Genomic DNA, 13,122 nt, shown 5'->3' on the forward strand with positions numbered 1-13,122 from the left:
GTTCTCGGCGTAGACCTCTTCGAGGAGCGAGAGGTCGAACAGGTCCTCGGCCGTCAGGGTGATACCGGCGCCGGCGAGGCTGGCGAGGGTCGCTTCCTGCAGCTCCGGGGTGATCCAGAAGAGGCCGAACTCTTCGGTGTCAGGCGAGACGACGAGCTCTTCGGACTGTGCGATCGAACCGGCGGTGGAGTTCTCCGGGTTCAGGTCGAGGTCGGCTCCGTAGACCTCGTAGGCCAGGCGAGCGCCCTCTGCGGGGTCGTTGACCGCGTCGGCCCAGCCCTTGATCTCGGCGACCAGGTACGCCTTCAGCTTCTCGCGATCGTTCGCGATCATGTCGTCGGTCGTGGTGATGGTTTCGGCGACGAACGGCAGACCGTTGTCAGCGAAGGGCAGGTTGGCGACGTCGAAGCCAGCCGCGGCGACCGTGATCGACTCGTTGGTCAGGTAGGCCATGAAGCCGTCGACCTCACCGTTGGTCAGCGGCGCCGGGTCGTACTGCACGGGCACGATCTCGAGCTCGGACTCGTCGATGCCGTTGGCGGCAAGCAGAGCCTTGAACAGCGCGGTGTTGGAGTCCTGAACACCGATCTTCTTGCCCTTGAGGTCTTCGGGCGTCGTGATGTTGCCACCGTCAGCGAGCGAGAGGATCGTGAAGGGGTTCTTCTGGTATACCGAGCCGATGATCTTCAGCGGCGCACCTTCGGCTGCGACAACCGAGCCGATCGAGACGGCGTCGGAGAACGCGACATCAGCCGTGCCCGAGATGAGCTCGGCGGCACCGGTCGAGGGGCCAGGCGTGAGGGTGACCTCGTCGAAGCCGGCCTCTTCGTAGTAGCCGTTCTCGAGGGCGAAGAAGTCGCCGGCGAACTCTTCGTTCTTGATCCAGCTGAGCTGAACCGCAAGCGTGCCGAAGCCCTCTGCAGCGTCGCCGCCGGTGGACTCAGACGGGGTGGACTCGCCACCGCTGGCGCAGGCGCTCAGTGCAAGCGCCGACACGGCGACGGCTGCGACGGCCATGGCTGACCGGCGCACGATTCGGGAGGAAAGAGATGTCATGTTTGCTGCGTCTCCTGATTGCGGATGAATGGGACACTCGGTGACACACGACTACGGGACTCGTCGGGTCGTCGAGTCCGACCGTACGAGATGTAGATTTCATGAACACTCGCCGGACTGTTTCGTCCGCGTTACCGAATCGCGGATGCGACGAGCGTCGCGGCGCCGGAGAGCAGCGCGCAGGCTCAGCGCGACTGTCGCGCCGAGGGCATGACCGTCCGCGCGCTCGCCACACAGGCAATGCCCTCTTCCGCGCCCACCGGAATCGCCGGCCGGGCCGGCACTGACTGCTCGGGATGCACCGGACCGGTCGTGTCTCGCAGAGCACCGCCGCGTCCCCCCGACCGCACCATGACGATCTCGGCCAGGATCGACAGCGCGGTCTCCTCAGGGGTGCGACCTCCGAGTGCCAGGCCGATCGGCGAGCGGAGTCGCTGGGTTTCGGCATCCGTCAGCCCCGCGTCGGCGAGTCGGCGAGCTCGGTCGTCGTGCGTGCGCCTGCTGCCCATCGCACCCACATACCCAGCCGGGCTGCGCAGCGCGACAGCGAGCGCGGGGACGTCGAACCGAGGATCATGCGTGAGCACGCAGATCGCGGTGCGCGCATCGATCGGCGTGCGCGCGAGGTAGTCGTGCGGCCATTCGTGCACGACCTCGTGGGCGTCGGGGAAACGCGCGGACGAGGCGAAGGCCTCCCGCGGGTCGCAGACCGTGACCTCGAATCCGGATGCCGCCCCGAGCCTGCTCAGCGCGACCGAGAACTCGACGGCACCGATGACGATCAGGCGCGGCGCGTGGGGAAACGGCAGGCCGAGCACCTCAATCGCGTCGACGTCGGTTCCGTAGCGCAGCGTGAGCGCGTGGGCATCGGTGCGGAGGCGCTTGAGGTCAGCGGTGAGTGCGGAGCGGATGCCGTCATCGGCCGTCGCGGGGAAGTCGGTCTCGGCATCCGCGCCCTCTCGAGCGAGGACGAGGGTGCCGCGGCTGCGCCCGGCAGTGACGACGCCGAGCGCGCACGGTTCGCGACGAAGGATCGCGGCGCGGAGGTCGGCGATCGCTGCCGCGGCCGACGTGCCGCGGAGGACAGGGAGGACGAGCACGTCGATGACGCCGCCGCAGCTGAGGCCCGCCTCGAACGCGGTCTCATCGGAGATGCCGTAGCGAACGCGGGTCGATTCGCCGGACTCGATCGCCTGGAGGCACAGATCGTGCACGTCACCGTCGACGCAGCCGGCCGAAACGTTGCCGAAGACGACGCCGTCGGCATCCACGATCATCGCCGCGCCGAGTTCGCGCGGCGAGCTCGCCTGCGCCGAGACGAGCACCGCGAGCGCGAACTGACGCTCCTCGGCGACCCAGGCCGCGGCCGGATCAAGAATCTCTCGCATGCTCACCTCCCGGACTCCTGCCTATCATCCGGGTGTTTCTTCGAGATTGCGACAGCCGTCTCGAGCAGAACGCCGGCCCGGACGTGGGTGGCGGGGCGTAGCCTCGGGACGTGAACCGCACCGTGCTGACCGAGCGCCTGCGCGGGCTGGATGATCAGCTCGCGCGGCTGGACGCTGACGCCGCATCGCTGCGCGCCGACCGCGCTGCCGCGACTGCCGATGACGAGCACGACCCCGAAGGCTCGACGCTCTCGGGCGAGTGGCAGCGGGTCGAGGCGCTTCGGGATGCGGCCCTGCGCGACCACGCGGCGGTGGTCGATGCGCTGGCGCGCGTGGACGCGGGCACCTATGGCATCTGCGTCAGGTGCGGGCAGCCGATTCCGGCGGCGCGGCTCGAGGTCAGGCCGACGGCGACGATGTGCGTCCCCTGTGCGTCGGCCCAGCGCGCGTGACTCAGCGCGGGTGGCCGAACTGCGCTGCGCGCGCCGGCAGGTCGGTGTGCACGCGGGCTGACGCCTCGGCAGCCAGTGGGTTGGTCGAGACGCCGTTCTCGCTCGCGAGCACCCCGCCGACGTAGACCTGCTTCAGGTTCCGCAGGCTCATCGACAGCACGTAGGTGCGCACCGGGTGCCAGAGTGGGCCGACATCCGGCATCCGTGGGTCGACGACGACGAAGTCGGCGAACTTGCCGACCTCGAGGCTGCCGACGCGGTCGGCGACGCCCAAGATCTCGGCGCCACCGAGGGTGTGCAGGCGCAGCACCGTCTCGGGCGTCATCGAGAGCGGGTCCTTGGTGCGGGCGCGCTGCATGAAGATCCCCGCACGCATGTTGCCCCACGGGTCGGCGAGGTCGGTGCAGGCCTGGTCGTCGAGGCCCATCCCGACACGGATGCCGAGCTCGAGCATCTCGGGAACGAGTGCGACGCCCGACGCGAGGCGTCCGTTGGACGCCGGCTGCCACGACATCGAGGCACCGCCCTCGGCGGTCTGCGCGATGATCTCCGACGTGGTCTGGATGAAGTGACCGAACATCATGTCGGGCCCGAGGGCGCCCGCATCCCGATACATCGCGAACTTCGACTGCTGCAGCGGCACCGCCTCCGGCGACTCCAGGAAGTGGGCCTGGTTCGTCACGCCGAACCGGCGCATCGCCTCGACCTCGAGCTCGGCCGCCTCGGGACGCGGCGACCACTGCACCTGACCCATGATCGAGACGCCGAGGGCCAGATCGGGGTCCATCCCCCGGGTGTGGGCGGCCTCGGCGGCGAAACGGGCGAAGATCTCGTCGTCCGTGCCCGAGGACACGTCCATGCCGATCGCATCGACGAACCGGATGCCGGCGTCGAGGCATCCGTCCGCCTGGCGCGTGTGGTACTCGAGCGAGCGCAGCGGTGCATCGCCGACGCGCGCACCGTCGACCATCGATTCCCAGGCCTGTAGCGGGTCCGTGAAGTTGTAGGCGGTCGTGACGCCGTTGGCCAGGAAGTCGAGCGAGCCGTGGAGGGTCGACCAGTACATGTCCTCGGGGGTCATGTGGGAGGCGAACCCCAGCATCGAGTCGCACCAGCCGTAGAGGGTCTCGCTGACACCGAGACCTCGAAGACCCGACGTGAACAGGTGCGAGTGACTGGAGACGAACCCCGGGGCGGCGAAGGCCCCGTCGACATCGAGGACCTCGTCGGCGGTCGTACCCGCGGGAGGCTGACCTGCTCCGGTCGCGGCGATGATGCCGTCTTCGACCAGCATCCAGCCCTCATCGAGGTAGCCGAGGTCGTCGGCGCCGGCGGCGACCGTAATAAGACGAGCGTTGATAACGAGCAGGGATGCCATAAGTTCTCCGGTGGTGCGAGGGTCTCGCAACGCTACCGCTCCCATGTTTCGCTGCTGCTACGCCAGGGGCTCCCGCGCGCTTTGGACCTCGATCCGCCAGCCCTCTCTGTTCAGTCGCGTCATATTGCGGGTGCTGTGTGCCAAGTCCGACCTCACGGCGCGACCGAACCGGACAGGGTCGCACCTTCTCGTGCGTGCAGCTCAGTTCAGTCGCGCCTTGTTGCGAGTGCCCTTCCCCAGAACCCGCAATATGGCGCGACCGAACGAAAGGGTGACCGGATCCAACCCCGCGAGCATCGTGACGGATGTCGCGGCCGGCGGCTCCTCCCCCGCTGGCGCCGACGGGCAGTTGTCCCCGGTTCTGTCCCAGCGTCCGCTCGGCAAGCGCCGCGCGTTCACGGTGGAGGAGTGCAGCCCCGAGAGCTTCCCGCAGACCTCGGACGAACGTTCTCCGTCCAGCGCGCCCGCGAACGTGGTGTGACGTCGTCTCGGCTTCGGGCATCCGACCTTGAGATGCCGTTCCGCGCGGTTCGGCGGCAGCGCCTCGAGCCCCCCGCCGACAGCCCCGACCGTGGCGAGTCGCTTCTGCTCGAGTCGCTGGACGCCTACGCGCAGCGGATGACCGAGCACGAGTTCTTCAGTCATATCTCCGCCGCGGTCGCCTGGGGCGTGCCGCTTCCGCGACGGATGCTGCGCGCGGGAGTTCTTGACGTCTCAGTGATCTGGCCGCGTCGCGCACCGGCCGGACGAGGCGTGCGCGGGCACGCACTGCGACCGTGGATGTGCGAGCTGGTGCAGCATCCGGTGCTGGGAGTCGCCGTGTCATCACCGGCGTCGACCTGGGCGATGCTGTCTTCCCACTACCAGTGGGTCGATGATGCCGTCGTCGCGGCGGACGCGATCATTCGCGAGCAGATGCATCCGGACGATCCGCCGCCGCTTGCCGGGCTCGCGGAACTCGAGGCCGCCGCTGACGCTGGTCGGCGGATCGGCGGCGATGTTCTTCGTAACGCCTTGCCCCTGGCTCACCCCCGATCGCGGTCGCGTCCGGAGACCCTGATGCGTCTTCTGCTCGGTCGGGCTGGCCTCGGTGGGTTCTTGCCGAACTTCGATGTATTGGACGGAGGTGTGTGGATCGCGCAGGTCGACTTCGCGCTTCCCCGCATCCGGCTTGCGCTGGAGTACGAGGGCGAGCACCACCTCACCGACCCCGTGCAGTGGGCAAAGGACATTGCGCGGATGGAGCGCTTGATCGAACTCGGCTGGCGCGTCATGCGAGTGACACAGTCAGACCTATTCGGAACACCCGAGCTTCTCGTGGCCCGCATCCGTCGCGCCATCGACGCTGCCCGATGACTGGTCTACTCAATCGCGCTTCTTCGGTCGCGCCCAAATGCAGATGACACCGGAGCTACCCACAACAAGGCGCGACCGAACTGTGGGGCAACCACCCCAACGACCTCGCCACGAAATTCAGTCGCGCCGATGTGCGAGGTTGCACCGACGGGACCCACAACAAGGCGCGACCGAACGAAGAGTCTGCCCAGGTCTCGTGCGGCGAGGAGAAACAAGAAGCGTGGTGACCTTCGCTTCAGTCGCACCGAAATGCGGGTGCACGCTCACGTGACCCGCACGAAGGCGCGACCGAAAATGCTGGCCCAGCTTCAGTCGCGCCGAAATGCGGGGTGACACCCGATAGACCCGCAACGAGGCGCGACCGAACCAGGGGACACCACCCCAACGACCGCCCGACGAAGTTCAGTCGCGCCGATGTGCGGGTGCATGCTCATGGGACCCACAACAAGGCGCGACCGAACGTAATGCTCCGCACGTCAGAGACGGTCGGCTGCCAGCTGGAGCACGGATTCGGTGAGGGCACGGATGCCGAGGGCAACGTCTGCGGCCGAAACCGCTTCGTCGGGGTGGTGACTCACGCCGTCGGGGTTCCGCAGGAACAGCATCCCGACATCCGTGATCGAGCCGATCGCCATGGCGTCGTGGCCTGCGCGACTGAAGATGACAGGCGGCTCGTCGCTGCGGCGCGGGGCCGCGTGCACGATGCCCTCGCGCACGACGTCCTGCAGCAGCAGCCCGCACCGCACTGCCGGCGCGTTGTGCACTTCGCGCGCCTGCCAGCGGAGCCCCCGGCGGCCCATGATGTCGTCGAGTTCTCGGCTGATCTCGTCCCAGACGCGGTCGCGTTCGCCATCCAGCTCACCGCGCAGGTCGACGCTCAGGTGAGCCTCGCCGGGAACGACGTTGACTGCGCCGGGGAACGCCTCGAGCTGGCCGACGGTGCCGATGATGTGGTGCTCGCTGCGGCAGATGCGTTCCACAGCGAGGGCCGCCTCGCTCGCGCCGAGCAGCGCATCCCGGCGCATGTCGTAGGGAGTGCCGCCGGCGTGGCGGGCTTCGCCCTCGACCGTGAGCTGGAAGCGGCGAGCGCTGGCGATCGACGACACGACGGCGAGGGGCTCGCCCGCACGATCGAGTTCGGGGCCCTGTTCGATGTGCGCCTCGAGATAGGCGACGAGGTGATCGGGTCGCCGCGCGGCTTCGCCGATCCGTCCCGGGTCGAGTCCGAACTCGAGGAACGCCTGCCGCAGGGTCACGCCGTCCTCGTCGGCGAGCGTCCACCAGGCGTCGTTCCAGGTGCCGGCAACGGCAGAGGATCCGAGCAGCGCCTTGCCGAACCGCGTGCCCTCTTCATCCGAGAAGGCAGCGACCTCGACGGCGAACGGCAGAGGCACCCGCGAGACCCCGTCACTCTCCTGGCGCAACAGGCGAACCACTTCGAGGGCCATGAGCGCGCCGATGATGCCGTCGAAACGCCCCGCATCCTTGACGGTGTCCAGGTGCGAACCGATCATGAGCGCCGGCGCCGCGGGGTCAGGATCGGCGCTGCGCTCGATGCGTCCGAGCTGGTTTCCCGCGGCGTCCTGCCAGGTTCGCAGGCCCACCTCACGCATCCATTCGGCAGCGAGCCGATTGACCCGGGCGTGCTCGGGTGAGAGATACACACGCTCGATCGCCCCCGACTGAGCGCTCACCCGCGCGAGTTCGTCGCAGCGGGCCATCACCCGACGGGCGGCGGCCGCGATGCGGTCGGGGGATGCTTCGAGCAAAGGCATGGGTCAGCCGACCGCCAGAGCGTCGGATGCGGCATCCGCACCGGCACCGGCAGGCACTGCCGCGCCGAATCGGCGGAGCACTGCCTCGAGCGCGACGAGGGTCTGCAGCACGGCATCCGGACGCGCGTTGTAGCCCATCGTGCCGATCCGCCAGACCTTGCCGTGCAGCGGCCCGAACGAAGTGCCGATCTCGATCCCGAAGTCCTCGAGCATCGCGGCGCGAGCGGCATCGCCCGGCACGCCCTCGGGGATGTAGACCGCGACGATGTTGCTCATCTTGTGCGACACGTCGCCGAAGACGCGCAGTCCCATCGCCTCGACACCGGCGAGCATCGCCGCCCCCACCCGGCGGTGGCGCGCGATGACGGCATCCCGGCCCTCGAGCAGCAGCAGGCGCGCGCACTCGCGAGCGGCGTAGAGCATCGAGGTCGCCTCGGTGTGGTGGTTCAGGCGCCGCGGACCCCAGTAGTCCAAGATCATGCCGAGATCGAAGTAGTTGGAGCGCACGAAATCGGGCGACGAGGGGTCGCCGGGTTCCCGGATGCCGGCCTCGATCTTCTTGCGCGAGGAGATCACGTCGACGGCGCGGTCGCTGAGGGTGATCGGCGCGGAGCCCGATGGTCCACCCAGGCACTTCTGCAGCCCCGCGGTCGCGGCATCCAACCCCCAGGAGTCGGCCTCGAACGGATTGCCGCCGAGCGACGCCGTCGCGTCGGAGTAGAACAGCACGCCGTGGCGGGCGCAGATCTCGCCGATCTCGTCGAGGGGCTGCAGCATCGTCGTCGACGTGTCGCCCTGCACAAGAGCCAGCAGGGTCGGCTTGACGCGGACGATGGCCTCTTCGATCGCGAAGGGCGTGAACACCTGCCCCCAGACCGTCTCGATCGTGTGCACCTCGGCCATCGCTCGCTCGGCGATCTCGGCCAGCAGATGGCCGAACCGGCCGAAGATCGGCACGAGGACGCGATCGCCGGGACGGATCAGCGAGAGGATCGCGGCCTCGATCCCCGCCCGCGAGGTGCCGTCGATCAGGAGCGTCGCGTCGTTGCCCGTACCCCAGACCCCGCGGTACAGCTCCTGCGTCTCGGTCATGGTCGCGGTCATGAACGGGTCGTACTGCCCGACCAACGGCGCCGACATGGCCCGCAGGACGCCGGGGTAGGCATCGACCGGCCCCGGGCCCATGAGGAGTCGACGGGGCGGGTCGATCGGGCCGGGGATGCTGGATGCAGGTGCGTCGGTCATGTCAGGGGGTCCTTCCCGAGAGATCGGTCGAGACGAGTGCCGCCAGGCGCCTGGCCAGGCGTACGAGCGCAATGTCGGTGCCAGCCCGCGAGACAAGGCACACTCCGACGGGCGCCGCACCCAGGGGCGAGCGCACCGTGAGCAGCGGAATCGAGATGGCGGGAAGACCAGCGACGGCGGCGGGGGTCGTCATCCGCAGGGTGGCCAGGCGGGTGGCGTCGATCTCGCCGGGATCCGCCGTGCGCGACGGCGCCGGTCCCGGAGCGGTGGGCAGCAGCAGCACGGCGTCGCGCACGAGGTGGTGCAGGTTCTCGCGCAGCGGGGCGAGCGCCCCGCGAGCGTCGGCTTCCGCCGCGGGCGAGACCGAGGCCGCAAGCCGGAAGCGCTCGGCAACGGCGGGCCCGACCGCGCCGGGATGCTCGCGCAGCCACTCCCCGTTGTTGCGCCACGCCTCGGCGCCTTGCACCGTCCGGAAGGGCGCAACGTACTCGTCGAGGTCGCCGATCTCGATCCGGCCGAGTCGCGGCGGGTCATCGGATGCCGCGAGCCGAGCCACGAGCGAATCGAAGACCTCGCGGGTCGCCGCGTCGGCGGCATCCACGACCTCATCGGGCACGAGGAAGCGCCACGGCAGGTCATCCCCGGACTCGCCGTAGACACTCTCGGTGGAATCAGACCCGTCGTAGCTCAGGCACCACTCCGCCACACGCTGCAGAGTCGCGCCGTCGCGGGTCAGCCACCCGACGGTGTCGAAGCTCTGCGCGAGGGGCAAAACGCCCTGCCGCGGCACGAGACCGTGGGTCGTGCGGAGCCCCCAGAGGCCCTGGTACGAGGCGGGCACCCGAATCGATCCGGCGGTGTCGGTGGCAAGTCCGACATCCGCTTGACCCAGCGCGACGGCGCTCGCCGCTCCGCTGGATGAGCCACCCGGAAGCGCCCCGGGGAGGGCGGCGTTCGGCGGTGTGCCGTAGTGGGCATTGTCGCCGGCGATCGAGTACGCGAACTCGTCGGTGCGCGCGAGACCCCGCACGGACGCGCCGGCTCGGATCAGGTCGGCAAGCGCAGGCGCCGTGGTCTTCTCTGCCCGCGCCTCGCGCAGGTAGGTGGGGTTTCCGGCGCCGATGCGGAAGCCGGTCAGGGCGAACAGGTCCTTCACCGCCACGGTGAGGCCGGCGAGCGGCCCCTCCCACGCGCCCTGCCAGAGCGGGTCGCCGACGCTACGCCAGATCGACCGGTCGAACGCCGGGGTGCGGGGCGTGACGTGTGCCGCCGTGATCAGCCACTGTCCATCGATGCGCTGCCACACCTGGGTCTGGATGCCGCGTCCGCCGCCGTGGAAGCGTGACTCGGCGACCAGCAGCGCGATGTCAGGCCCGAGCGGTCGGTACTCCAGGCGCTCGATCGTGCGCGGCGCAACGCCGCCACGGGTGACGCGGAACGCACTGATGGCGTCGTGGCCGACGAGCAACCCGGCACCATCCGCACGGATCGTCTCCGAACCCGGCGCGAACGCGGCATCCAGCGCATCCAGATCATTCGCGAGGATCGCGCGCTCGTACGCGTCGAACGCCGTGAACAGGTCGTCGGGGATGTCGTCGGGAAAGCCGCTCGGCGGCAGGGTCGCGTCAGTCACGGTCCACCTTCGCGAAGTCGGCCTCACGGATGCGCGCGTGCACGCCGCACACGACGTCCACAACCTGCGAGATGTCGAAGTCGGTGGCCGCCGACAGGTAGGCGTAGGCGAGGTGTTCGTCGAGCCCCCATCGCGCCTCGATAAGACTCACCGCAGCACGGACGGCGTTGCGCATCGCGACGTTGAGGTCGACATCCATGCCCGTGGGAACGAGGTATTCGTCGGTGCGCACGAGGGGACCCGCGAGCTCTCCGAACTCGGCGAGCGCGACCTCACGTGGGACGACCTCGAACTGCAGCGTCGCGCGAAGGGATGCCTCGAGCGCCGTGAGCGCGACCTCACCGTCACCCTGCGCGAAGTGCGGGTCACCGACGTACGCGAGAGCGCCGGCAACCTGCACCGGCAGGTAGAGCACCGACCCCTCCGTCAGTAGCTTGATGTCGATGTTGCCGCCGTGCGGCCCAGGGGGAACCGAGTGCGGGCGCTCGTCGTCGGAGACCGCGACCCCCATGATCCCGAGGAAGGGTGCAAGCGGGAACTCGATTCGACCCTCGCCGCCCTCGGTCACCGGCAGCACGCCCACGAGGCCCTCGGGCCGCGCCTCGACGGGAGTGAAGACGCTGACGTTGTGCGCGCCGCGCGGCAGTTCGCCGATCAGGGCTCCCTTGCCGTGACGGTTCGAGATCACGCCGTACGGCACGCGGGGTGCGAGGCTGACCACGGTGATCTTGAGGAGGTCTCCGGGTTCGGCATCCGTCACCCGAATGGGTCCGGTCACGACATGCGGGCCATCGGTGTCGGGGTTTCGAGACAGCGCCGAGGCCACCTCGACGGCGTCGTCGAGCACCGCCTCGCGGGGAATGCCGTGACTGCCGAAGTACGCAACCGGGTCGGTGCCGTGATCGTCAAGGATGCCCTCGTGGCTGACCGTGTCGATCGTCACCGTCTCGCCGGATGCGACCTCGAGCACCGCTGTGTCGGTGACGCACGGCAGGCGCCCCCACATCACGGTGTCGGGTGTGGAGCGCAGGTAATGGTCACCGGCGATCTCGCCGATACCGGGCTGGAGGATCGGGAAGGGAAAGCTGGTCATCGGGCTCCTTCGTCCGAAGCGGGATCGGTGGCCAGGATCTCACGCCCGTGACGGCCCGTGATCCCCCGGTTCGCAGTGTACGCCGTCTCCCCGTTGACCCAGGTTGCGCGCACGGAGCCGCGCAGCAGCGCACCGTCCCAGGGCGAGAGCTTGTTGCGGTATTCGAGGTCGGCGGCGCGAACGACGGATGCCGCATCCGGCGCGAACGCAGCCAGGTGCGCGGGAGCACCCTTCCGAATCACGCCGCGGCTGCGGATGCCGGCGATCGCAGCAGGCCCGGTCGTGAACCACGGAATCACGGTCTCGAGCGGGATGCCGCGGCGGGATGCTTCGGTCCATACCGCCCGGAGCCCGGTTTGCACTCCGGAGATCCCGCCCCACGCGAGGCCGAGGTCACCGTCCTCGCGCTCCTTCAGATCCCGAGTCGCGGGCGAGTGATCGCTGACGACGGCATCGATCGTTCCGTCGAGCAGGCCCTCCCAGAGGAGGTCCTGGTTGTGGCCGTCACGCACGGGCGGGCAGCACTTCACGGTGCCCGATCCGTCGGGAAGGTCCTCGGCACGCAGAGTCAGATAGTGCGGGCAGGTCTCGGCCGTGAGCCGGATGCCGGCAGCCTTGGCCTCACGGATGACATCGAGCGCATGCCCATCGGAGACGTGCACGATGTGGGCGCGCGCGCCGGTGCGGCCGGCGGCAGCGGCGACAGCGGCGATCGCCGACTCTTCGCTGATCGGCGGGCGGCTCGCGAGGAATCGTGCATAGCTGCTGCCGATAGCCGGGTCATCGTGCAGGTGGGCGGGGTCTTCGGCGTGAGCGATGAGCAACCCGTCGAAGGCGGCAAGCTCGGTCAGCGCGGACTCCAAGTCCGCGGCATCCAGGTGCCCGAACTCGTCGATCCCCGAGGGCGAGAGGAAGCACTTCACCCCGACCACCCCAGCCGCGAACAGGGGATGCAGCGACCCGAGGTTCTCGGGCACGGCGCCACCCCAGTACGCGACGTCGACGGCGAGCTTGCCGGCTGTCGCTGCGCGTTTAGCGGCGAGCGCCTCGACGGTCGTGGTGACGGGCAGCGAGTTCAGCGGCATGTCAACCACCGTCGTGATGCCGCCCGCCGCTGCTGCAGCCGTGCCGGTTTCGAACCCCTCCCAGTCGGTGCGTCCCGGTTCGTTCAGGTGCACATGCGAGTCGACGAGTCCCGGGAGAAGCACTTCGTCGTCAGAGAGGACGAGCGCGGCATCCGGGTCGAACGGAGCGATCCCCGCGATGAGGCCGTCACGAACGAGGACTGTCGCGGCCGAGAAGCCGCCGTCAAGGAACACCCGGCGTGACGCGAGGGCGAGGGCCGGGGACGACATGCCGTCACCGTATGATCCGCGCATTTCTCGCATGTTACCTGTACCAACATTTCGGATCACGTCTGCCGCCGTCGCGCGTCTAGCGCGTTACGGTGGCCGCATGGAGCTGACGCACTTCAATGACCTGCCCGAGGCCGAAGCGATCGAGGTCGTCTCGGTGTGGGCTCGCGTCCCGGCCTGGGCCGAGGCCGTGGCCGGCACACGCCCGTTCGCCTCCGTCGACGAGCTCGAGGCCACCGCCGACCGCCTCGCGCGCTCATGGGGCCGGCCCGAGCTGGATGCCGCACTCGCCCACCATCCCCGCATCGGCGAACGTCCGAGCGGCGAGGGCGCCGAGGCTAACGCGTCGCGGCACGAGCAGTCCGCGATGTCGGATGCCGCGGCATCCGTG

The 13,122-nt window shown here is 69.2% G+C and carries 12 protein-coding genes; 4 read left to right on the forward strand and 8 right to left on the reverse strand.

The genetic code is table 11. The features are described from left to right. Together B3587_RS10485 and B3587_RS10490 are read right to left on the reverse strand one after the other, a co-directional pair. On the reverse strand, positions 1-1,056 hold a 1,056-nt coding region (locus tag B3587_RS10485; RefSeq protein WP_292728429.1), incomplete at its 3' end, for an ABC transporter substrate-binding protein. A 185-nt stretch (positions 1,057-1,241) separates the two neighbouring features. Then, entirely contained in the window at positions 1,242-2,444 is a 1,203-nt protein-coding gene (locus B3587_RS10490) for an XdhC family protein (protein WP_292728431.1), read from the reverse strand. A gap of 110 nt (positions 2,445-2,554) precedes the next feature. Between B3587_RS10490 and B3587_RS10495 the strand changes: the two genes are divergently transcribed. After that, complete coding sequence (locus B3587_RS10495; protein ID WP_228179276.1) at positions 2,555-2,896, forward strand: TraR/DksA family transcriptional regulator; 342 nt, start codon at positions 2,555-2,557, stop codon at positions 2,894-2,896. Between the two features lies 1 nt (position 2,897). Here B3587_RS10495 and B3587_RS10500 read toward each other — a convergent pair whose 3' ends face one another. After that, complete coding sequence (locus tag B3587_RS10500) at positions 2,898-4,274, reverse strand: amidohydrolase family protein (RefSeq protein WP_292728434.1); 1,377 nt, start codon at positions 4,272-4,274, stop codon at positions 2,898-2,900. 271 nt (positions 4,275-4,545) lie between these two features. Here B3587_RS10500 and B3587_RS10505 point away from each other — a divergent pair, with 271 nt between their 5' ends. Next, complete coding sequence (locus B3587_RS10505) at positions 4,546-4,755, forward strand: hypothetical protein (protein ID WP_292728436.1); 210 nt, start codon at positions 4,546-4,548, stop codon at positions 4,753-4,755. Further along, on the forward strand, positions 4,752-5,630 hold the full coding sequence (locus B3587_RS10510) for an endonuclease domain-containing protein (RefSeq protein WP_228179279.1): 879 nt from the start codon (positions 4,752-4,754) through the stop codon (positions 5,628-5,630). The genes B3587_RS10505 and B3587_RS10510 overlap by 4 nt, the downstream gene beginning before the upstream one ends. 476 nt (positions 5,631-6,106) lie before the next feature. Here the strand turns inward: B3587_RS10510 and B3587_RS10515 are convergent, their stop codons facing one another. Genes B3587_RS10515 through allB form a run of 5 tightly spaced genes read right to left on the reverse strand, consistent with a single transcriptional unit; the run spans position 6,107 to position 12,731 of the window. Next, the gene (locus B3587_RS10515; RefSeq protein ID WP_292728438.1) at positions 6,107-7,405 is read right to left on the reverse strand and encodes an allantoate amidohydrolase; all 1,299 of its coding nucleotides are present in this window, start codon (positions 7,403-7,405) and stop codon (positions 6,107-6,109) included. Positions 7,406-7,408: 3 nt separating this feature from the next. After that, complete coding sequence (locus B3587_RS10520; RefSeq protein ID WP_292728440.1) at positions 7,409-8,650, reverse strand: pyridoxal-phosphate-dependent aminotransferase family protein; 1,242 nt, start codon at positions 8,648-8,650, stop codon at positions 7,409-7,411. A gap of 1 nt (position 8,651) precedes the next feature. Beyond that, complete coding sequence (locus B3587_RS10525) at positions 8,652-10,283, reverse strand: AtzH-like domain-containing protein (RefSeq protein WP_292728442.1); 1,632 nt, start codon at positions 10,281-10,283, stop codon at positions 8,652-8,654. After that, the gene (locus B3587_RS10530; protein ID WP_292728444.1) at positions 10,276-11,376 is read right to left on the reverse strand and encodes an acetamidase/formamidase family protein; all 1,101 of its coding nucleotides are present in this window, start codon (positions 11,374-11,376) and stop codon (positions 10,276-10,278) included. Before B3587_RS10530 ends, B3587_RS10525 begins: the two co-directional genes overlap by 8 nt. Then, complete coding sequence (allB, locus tag B3587_RS10535; RefSeq protein ID WP_292728446.1) at positions 11,373-12,731, reverse strand: allantoinase AllB; 1,359 nt, start codon at positions 12,729-12,731, stop codon at positions 11,373-11,375. Before allB ends, B3587_RS10530 begins: the two co-directional genes overlap by 4 nt. Positions 12,732-12,831: 100 nt before the next feature. Here allB and B3587_RS10540 point away from each other — a divergent pair. Beyond that, positions 12,832-13,122, forward strand: a 291-nt coding sequence (locus B3587_RS10540; protein WP_292728448.1) for a 2-oxo-4-hydroxy-4-carboxy-5-ureidoimidazoline decarboxylase, incomplete at its 3' end; no start/stop codon positions are given.

The sequence above is a fragment of the Microbacterium sp. UBA837 genome (assembly GCF_002296025.1).
GTDB lineage: Bacteria > Actinomycetota > Actinomycetes > Actinomycetales > Microbacteriaceae > Microbacterium.

Excerpts from the sequence above, each read along its gene's own strand:
- B3587_RS10515 (WP_292728438.1), bottom strand. The coding sequence starts at position 7,405 with ATGCCTTTGCTCGAAGCATCCCCCGACCGCATCGCGGCCGCCGCCCGT.
- B3587_RS10530 (WP_292728444.1), bottom strand. The coding sequence starts at position 11,376 with ATGACCAGCTTTCCCTTCCCGATCCTCCAGCCCGGTATCGGCGAGATC.
- B3587_RS10500 (WP_292728434.1), bottom strand. The coding sequence starts at position 4,274 with ATGGCATCCCTGCTCGTTATCAACGCTCGTCTTATTACGGTCGCCGCC.
- B3587_RS10490 (WP_292728431.1), bottom strand. The coding sequence starts at position 2,444 with ATGCGAGAGATTCTTGATCCGGCCGCGGCCTGGGTCGCCGAGGAGCGT.
- B3587_RS10520 (WP_292728440.1), bottom strand. The coding sequence starts at position 8,650 with ATGACCGACGCACCTGCATCCAGCATCCCCGGCCCGATCGACCCGCCC.
- allB (WP_292728446.1), bottom strand. The coding sequence starts at position 12,731 with ATGTCGTCCCCGGCCCTCGCCCTCGCGTCACGCCGGGTGTTCCTTGAC.